The 6640-nt window shown below is 72.3% G+C and carries 5 protein-coding genes; 4 read left to right on the plus strand and 1 reads right to left on the minus strand.

The window, feature by feature from the left end; genetic code table 11:
• Positions 1–113 precede the first annotated feature (113 nt).
• Together ACZ6TU_RS36550 and ACZ6TU_RS36555 are read left to right on the plus strand one after the other, a co-directional pair.
• Positions 114–1499, plus strand: a complete 1386-nt coding sequence (locus tag ACZ6TU_RS36550; RefSeq protein ID WP_467672837.1) for a transcriptional regulator — start codon at positions 114–116, stop codon at positions 1497–1499.
• 201 nt (positions 1500–1700) lie between these two features.
• Positions 1701–3659 (plus strand): hypothetical protein, encoded by a 1959-nt coding sequence (locus tag ACZ6TU_RS36555; RefSeq protein WP_467672839.1) that lies wholly within the window; start codon positions 1701–1703, stop codon positions 3657–3659.
• A gap of 37 nt (positions 3660–3696) precedes the next feature.
• On the opposite strand, the gene ACZ6TU_RS36560 is transcribed toward ACZ6TU_RS36555, so the two are convergent.
• On the minus strand, positions 3697–5007 hold the full coding sequence (locus ACZ6TU_RS36560) for an ABC transporter substrate-binding protein (RefSeq protein WP_467672841.1): 1311 nt from the start codon (positions 5005–5007) through the stop codon (positions 3697–3699).
• Between the two features lie 117 nt (positions 5008–5124).
• On the opposite strand from ACZ6TU_RS36560, the gene ACZ6TU_RS36565 reads away from it, so the two are divergent.
• Positions 5125–5625, plus strand: coding sequence for an SCO4402 family protein (locus tag ACZ6TU_RS36565; RefSeq protein ID WP_467672843.1), 501 nt, complete (start codon positions 5125–5127; stop codon positions 5623–5625).
• 46 nt (positions 5626–5671) lie between these two features.
• On the plus strand, positions 5672–6553 hold the full coding sequence (purU, locus tag ACZ6TU_RS36570; protein WP_469553107.1) for a formyltetrahydrofolate deformylase: 882 nt from the start codon (positions 5672–5674) through the stop codon (positions 6551–6553).
• The last annotated feature ends 87 nt before the right edge of the window (positions 6554–6640 follow it).

Genomic DNA, 6640 nt, shown 5'->3' on the forward strand with positions numbered 1-6640 from the left:
CGGGGCATTGATCTTCACGGCCGGATCCTTTCGCTGGGACGTGAAGGGGCTCGGCCGCGGAAGACACGTCAACTCGGTGCGTGGGCAGGCACCGCAGCCACAGGGGGTACGCCATGGCCGCAAGGCCGCTCGTCGCCAGGCAGCCGAACGAACGGCTCCAGGCGCTCATCCAGGAAGCCGGATGCTCCAACGCCGGCCTCGCCCGCCGAGTCAACATGTGCGGTGCCGAGCACGGGCTCGACCTGCGCTACGACAAGACGTCGGTGGCGCGCTGGCTGCGCGGGCAGCAGCCACGGGGGCGGGCTCCGGCGATCATCGCCGAGGCGCTCGGCCGCAAGCTCGGCCGTACGGTCACGATCGACGAGATCGGCATGGCCAACGGCAAGAACCTCGCCTCGGGCGTCGGTCTGCAGTTCTCGCCGACGGTGGTGGGAGCCATCGAGCAGGTCTGCGAGCTGTGGCGCAGTGACGTGGGGCGGCGGGACTTCCTGGCCGGCTCCTCCGTCGCCGCGTCCGCGCTGGTCGAGCCCAGCCGTGACTGGCTGATCTCCGCACCCGACGGCCAGGTGTCGCGCTCGGCGGGGCCACGGGTCGGGCAGTCCGACGTGCAGGCGGTACGGGCCATGACGCAGGCGCTGGTGGACCTCGACCACCAGTACGGCAGCGGGCATGTGCGGCCGGTCGTCGTGCACTACCTCAACAGCGTCGTCTCGGGGCTGCTGGCGGGGTCGTACCGGGAGGCGGTGGGGCGGGACCTGTTCGCCGCGGTGGCCCGGCTGACGGAGCTCGCCGGATACATGGCCGTGGACACCGGGCAGCCCGGTCTGGCCCAGCGTTACTACATCCAGGCCCTGCGGCTCGCCCAGGCGGCCGGGGACCGGGGCTACGGCGGGTACGTGCTCGCCGCCTCCATGAGCCATCTCGCCGCGCAGCTCGGGAATCCGCGGGAGATCGCACAGTTGGCGCGGGCGGCGCAGGAGGGGGCGCGGGGGCGCGTGACGCCCCGTGCGGAGTCGATGTTCCACGCGGCGGAGGCGCGCGGGCACGCCCTGCTGGGCGACGCGCGCGCCGCTCAGTCCAGCGCCGGGCGAGCGGTGAGCGCCCTGGAGGCGGCCGACCCGGACACCGGGGACGACCCGGCGTGGATCGCGCACTTCGACGAGGCCTATCTCGCCGACGAGTTGGCGCACTGCCACCGGGACCTGGGGCAGGCCGAGGCGGCGGCGCGGTGTGCGCAGGAGTCGCTGTCGGGGCATCCCGAGACGCGGGCGCGCCGCCGGGCCATCGGTTATGTGCTGTTGGCCACGGCGCAGGTGCAGCAGCGCGAGATCGAAGAGGCGTGCAGCACGGGCATGAAGGCCGTCGAACTGCTGGAGCGGCTGCGCTCCAACCGGGGCGCCGAGTATCTGGAGGACTTCCAGCAGCGGCTGGAGCCGTACCGGGACGAGGCGGTGGTCAGGGAGTTCGGCGCGCGGCTGGACCTTCAGACGGCGGCGTGAACACAGAGTCTGCGAATGCGTGACCGTGCGGGAAACGGCCGCTTGACGCGCAGGAGGTGACATGAGCGGCGTGCCGTGACCCGGTTTTGTTACCGCGCTCACAGGGCAGGAGGTCACGTCCTGTGCTGCGTGGCACCGGGCTCCGGGGACCCGGTAGCGTGACCCGACGATTCACAAGGTCCCCCATTAGTAGGAGTCCCGGTGACGCAGAGTGGACAGGGCGAGGAGCCCTCGGCGCGCCCCGCGCGCGAAGGCATCGTGCTGCCCTCCGACGGTGGCGAGCCCCTGCTGCCGGGCATGACGGGCGGACCCGGTGACGCGCCCGCCGGCCGTCGGCCCGGCCCGCCCCCGACCGGCCAGGCCCCGGCCTCCGCGCCCGCCGAGGGCCAGACCTGGGGTCAGCCGTGGGGCCCCGACCAGCAGACCCCGCCCGCGCAGCCCGGCCAGAGCTGGCAGTCCCCACCGCCCCAGCCATGGACGGAGCCACCGGCATGGGACGCCCAGCACTCCACCCCCGGCACACCGGGCCCGGGCGCGCTGCCCCCGGAGGGCACCCAGCCCCCGAACCCGTACGCCGGTCCGTACGGCGCGCCGGGCGCCGGTACGTACGAAGCCCCGGGCACGGCGCTCCCGCCCGCCGACGCCGGACAGTACGGCGCTCCCGCGGGCGGAGCCCCGCTGCCTCCGGAGGGCGCGGGCGGGCAGCTCCCGCAGCAATCCGACGTGTACGGGAATGCGGCCGGGGACGGTCTGCCGCCGGCCTCCGGTGCGTACGGTCCCGCCGGTGAGGGTGGTTCGCTGCCGCAGGGCGCCGACGCGTACAACGCCCCTGCCGGGGCAGCGGGCCCCCAGGGGACCGGTGGGTACGGGACCGGCCCCGCCGCCGGGCAGCAGTTGCCGCAGCAGGCCGGTCCGTACGGTGCGCCCGCGGGCGACCCCCAGTACGGCTCTCCCGCCGGGGGCGGCCTGCCGCCGGCCTCCGGTGCGTACGGGCCTGCCGGCGGGCAGCTGCCCCAGCAGAGTGACGCGTACGGGTCCACCGCCGCCGCGGGTGGTCCGCAGCCGCCGGCCGCCGACGGACACGGCCCCGCTGCCGGACGTGCGCCCCTGCCCCCGGCCGCCGATGAGGGGGCGACCCAGTACCTGCCGCCCGTCGCCGCCGCCCCTGCCGACGAGGGGGCGACGCAGTACATACCCCCGGTGGGCCCGGGCGCGCTGCCGCCCGAGATGCCCGCCGAGCAGGACTCCGAGGCGACGCGGTTCCTGGGGACCGGGCCGTTGCCGCCCGCCTCGAACCCGGACGCCGAGGCGACGCAGTACATCGCGCCGGTGACCGGCGGTGACCAGCAGCCGCCCGCCGGGTTCGAGAACCTCTTCCGCAGCGAGCACGGCGCCGAGAGCCCGGCCGCGTCCACCCAGCAGATGCCCCGCTTCGAGCAGCCGCAGCACCAGCCCTCCTACGCCCCGCCCGGTGGCGGCCCCTCCGGTGGCGATCCCTCCGGTGGCGGCCGGTCCGGTCGCGGTGGCCGTACCGGCTCGCGCGTGCCGGTCATCGCGGCCGTCGGTATCGGCATCGCCGTCCTCGGCGTCGGCGCCGGCGCGCTGCTCGCCGGCGGCGGAGGCGGTGACGACGAGGGCGGCGACAACAAGACCGTGGCCGCCTCGGCGCCCGCGAAGGACGGTTCCGCCTCGCCGTCCGCCGACCCGGCCCGCGCACAGGCGGTCGAGCTGGACAAGCTGCTCGCCGACAGCGGCAACAGCCGCAGCACCGTGATCAACGCGGTGGCCGACGTCAAGGGCTGCGACAACCTCGCCCAGGCGGCCAAGGACCTGCGCGGCGCGGCCGAGCAGCGCAGCCGGCTGGTCACCCGGCTCTCCGGCATCACCGTCGACAAGCTGCCCGACCACGCCGCGCTGACCACCGCCCTCACCAAGGCGTGGCAAGCCTCCGCCTCGGCCGACAACCACTACGCGGCCTGGGCCGACCAGACCGCCGGCAAGAAGGGCTGCAAGAAGGGCCAGGCCCGCGTCACCGGCCAGACGCAGGCCGGCAACCGGGCCAGTGGTGTCGCGAGCGCCGAGAAGGCCAAGGCGGCCAAGCTGTGGAACGGCATCGCGAAGACGTACGGCCTGACCGAGCGACAGCCGACGCAGCTGTGAGGTGATCCGACCCGGGCGTGAAGTGCTGAGCCGGGGCTCAGTAGTTCACGTCGGCGTTCTCAAGGGGCTTCGTCGTGTCGACGAAGCCCTTCCGCGCCGACACCAGCCGTCCCTCCCGCACCACCTGAAGGGTCACGTTCGCATTGACCAGGCGCGGGAAGCCGACGGCGGCGAGCTTGTCCTGGAACCGCCACCGAAGCGTCGGCGTGAGCCCGCCCGTGCTGATCCTGAGGCCGTCGTCGAGGGCCCCCGTGACCGTGTCGGCGGTCACCTCCCCGTCGCCGAGCGACTCGACGACCCTGCGGAACACGGTGTAGGCGATCCACGTGGTCTGCACGCCGGCGTCCGCGGGGTCGATGCGGTTGTCGTCGAAGGCCTCCTCCTTGATCACCCGCTTCATCCCGTCCCAGCGCGGATCGCTCGCCACCGGGTACCAGCCGGTGATGTACGAGCCCTCGTACGGCCCCGACGCCCCGCCGGTCGCGTCGATCACCGTCTGGTCGACGCTGCCGAGCACGGTGGCCGTCCGTACGTCGGGGTAGTCCTCGCGGGCCCGGCGGAAGGAGTCCATGAAGGTGCCGTTGCGGTCCCCGAGCGCGGGCACCACACACCCCTCGTCCCCCGCGTCCCTGGTCGTCGTCCGCAGCGCCAGATCGGCGTGACCGTCGTACTCGGTGGCGTCCTCCGCCGCCCGCTGATCCCTCGCGGGCGAGTGCCCGCCCGCCTTCAGGCCGGAGTCGAGCAGCGGGGGCAGCTGGTCGCCCGCGATGGTGTCGGGGCGGATGAGCGCGACCGGTCCGCAGCCGGCCAGGGCGCTGCCGAGACCGGCGAGCAGCGCGGGCTGGCCGCCGTTGACGGGGTAGGACAGGGGGCTGGTGAACTCGGCGTTGGTGATGCCGTAGCCGCCTATGTACGGGATGCCCGCGCCCTCCAGGGACGGGAAGAAGGAGTCGGCGTACTGGCTGTAGGATCCTACGACCGCGACGACGTTCTCCTTGGCCGCCCGCCGGGCGCACTTGGCGGCGGCCACGCTGTCGTTGTGGTCGTTGCAGGTCAGCACGTTGAGCTTGCGCCCGTTGATCCCGCCCTTGGCGTTGATCCAGCGGGCGTAGGCGCGGGCGAAGGCGGGCATGCCGGGCTTGTTGGTGGCCTTGGTGTCCTGCGGCGCCCAGGTCATGACGGTGATCGGGTCGCCCCCGGCACCCCCCGTGACACCGGGGACGACCCCGCAGCCGGCGACGAGAGCCGCGCACGCGACCGCCGTGCCCGCGGAGAGGACGCCGTTTTTGGCGTGACGGGTGAGGAGGCCGGGGAGGAATGTGCTGCGGGTGTGTCGCCTGCCGGTCATGACCCCGCACGATTCCGCCACATGGCTAACCCGCGAGTGTTCTCAGGGCAACAATTGGTGACGCACACGTGAATTGCAGGGGTCGGTGTGACCGATGTGGAGGGGAACGTACGATCGATGACCGTGCAAGCTTCGGAGAACTCTTCCCGTCGTGGCCGTCGCTCATCCACCATGGGCGGCATGCCCGTAAATGACATGCCGTGGTGGCGCTGGCGCAGCAACGTGCGCTCGGCGCTGCACATGCTCTCCGATCCCGTGTTCCAGCGGGACGTCTGGCTGGCCGGCGTGGACGGCTACGGCGACGTGACCGACGCGGTGTACCGGCTGGTGGAGGACACGTGGCTGGATCACTGGTCCGCCGAGAAGTACGTCGGCACGATCTTCCGCGACTCGCAGGAGGCGGCCCTCGTCGACACCGCCGTGCTGCGGGTGCTGCGGATCATGCACCAGGTCGGGCCGGACGCGCCGGTCGCCACGTACCTCGAGCACCAGGCGTGGCCGGAGGCGGTGCGGGCGGCCCGGGACGCGCATGTGCGGCTGGCCGCGAGCGACGGCGAGGAGCCGGACACGCCGCCGCGGAGCCTGGAAGTACTGCAGATCATGACCAGGTCCGCCTAGCGGGACGATTGCCGGTCGTGTCGGTCCTTGTGGGAACCTGTCCTGCATGAATGAGCAGTCCACCCGCGCCGAGGCCCCGGCCGACCAGTACGTCCTCACCCTCTCCTGTCCGGACAGGAAGGGCATCGTGCACGCCGTGTCGAGCTATCTGTTCATGACCGGCTGCAACATCGAGGACAGCCAGCAGTTCGGCGACCACGACACGGGCCTGTTCTTCATGCGGGTCCACTTCTCGGCGGAGGCGCCGGTGAGCCTGGACAAGCTGCGGGCCAGCTTCGCGGCGATCGGTGACTCCTTCCAGATGGACTGGCAGATCAACCGGGCCGACGAGAAGATGCGCATTCTGCTGATGGTCAGCAAGTTCGGGCACTGCCTGAACGACCTGCTGTTCCGGGCACGGACCGGGGCGTTGCCGGTGGAGATCGCGGGTGTGGTGTCCAACCACACGGACTTTGCGGAGCTGGTGGGCTCGTACAACATCCCCTTCCACCACATCCCGGTGACGAAGGACACGAAGCCGGAGGCGGAGGCGCGGCTGCTCGACATCGTGCGTGAGGAGGGTGTCGAGCTGGTCGTTCTCGCCCGGTACATGCAGGTGCTCTCGGACGACCTGTGCAAGGCGCTGGCCGGGCGGATCATCAACATCCACCACTCGTTCCTGCCGAGCTTCAAGGGGGCGAAGCCGTATCACCAGGCTCACGCCCGGGGCGTGAAGCTGATCGGGGCGACTGCTCACTACGTGACGGCTGATCTTGACGAGGGGCCGATCATCGAGCAGGAGGTCGAGCGGGTCGGGCATGACGTGACGCCGGAGGGGCTGGTCGCGATCGGGCGCGATGTGGAGTGCCAGGCGCTGGCCCGGGGCGTGAAGTGGCATGCCGAGCGGAGGATTCTGCTCAATGGGCGGCGGACTGTGATTTTCGCCTAGGAGCTGTCCGGGCGATCATGTGACCGCCTCGTGCCCGGGTCGTTGTGGTGGGCATGGGGCGGGGCGATCTGACAGATGACGAGTGGG

It is taken from the genome of Streptomyces sp. NPDC052064 (assembly GCF_055585925.1).

What these genes read in the sequence shown, in the direction of transcription:
- ACZ6TU_RS36550 (WP_467672837.1), top strand. Translation starts at nt 114, where the DNA reads ATGGCCGCAAGGCCGCTCGTCGCCAGGCAGCCGAACGAACGGCTCCAG.
- purU (WP_469553107.1), top strand. Translation starts at nt 5,672, where the DNA reads ATGAATGAGCAGTCCACCCGCGCCGAGGCCCCGGCCGACCAGTACGTC.
- ACZ6TU_RS36560 (WP_467672841.1), bottom strand. Translation starts at nt 5,007, where the DNA reads ATGACCGGCAGGCGACACACCCGCAGCACATTCCTCCCCGGCCTCCTC.
- ACZ6TU_RS36565 (WP_467672843.1), top strand. Translation starts at nt 5,125, where the DNA reads ATGACCGTGCAAGCTTCGGAGAACTCTTCCCGTCGTGGCCGTCGCTCA.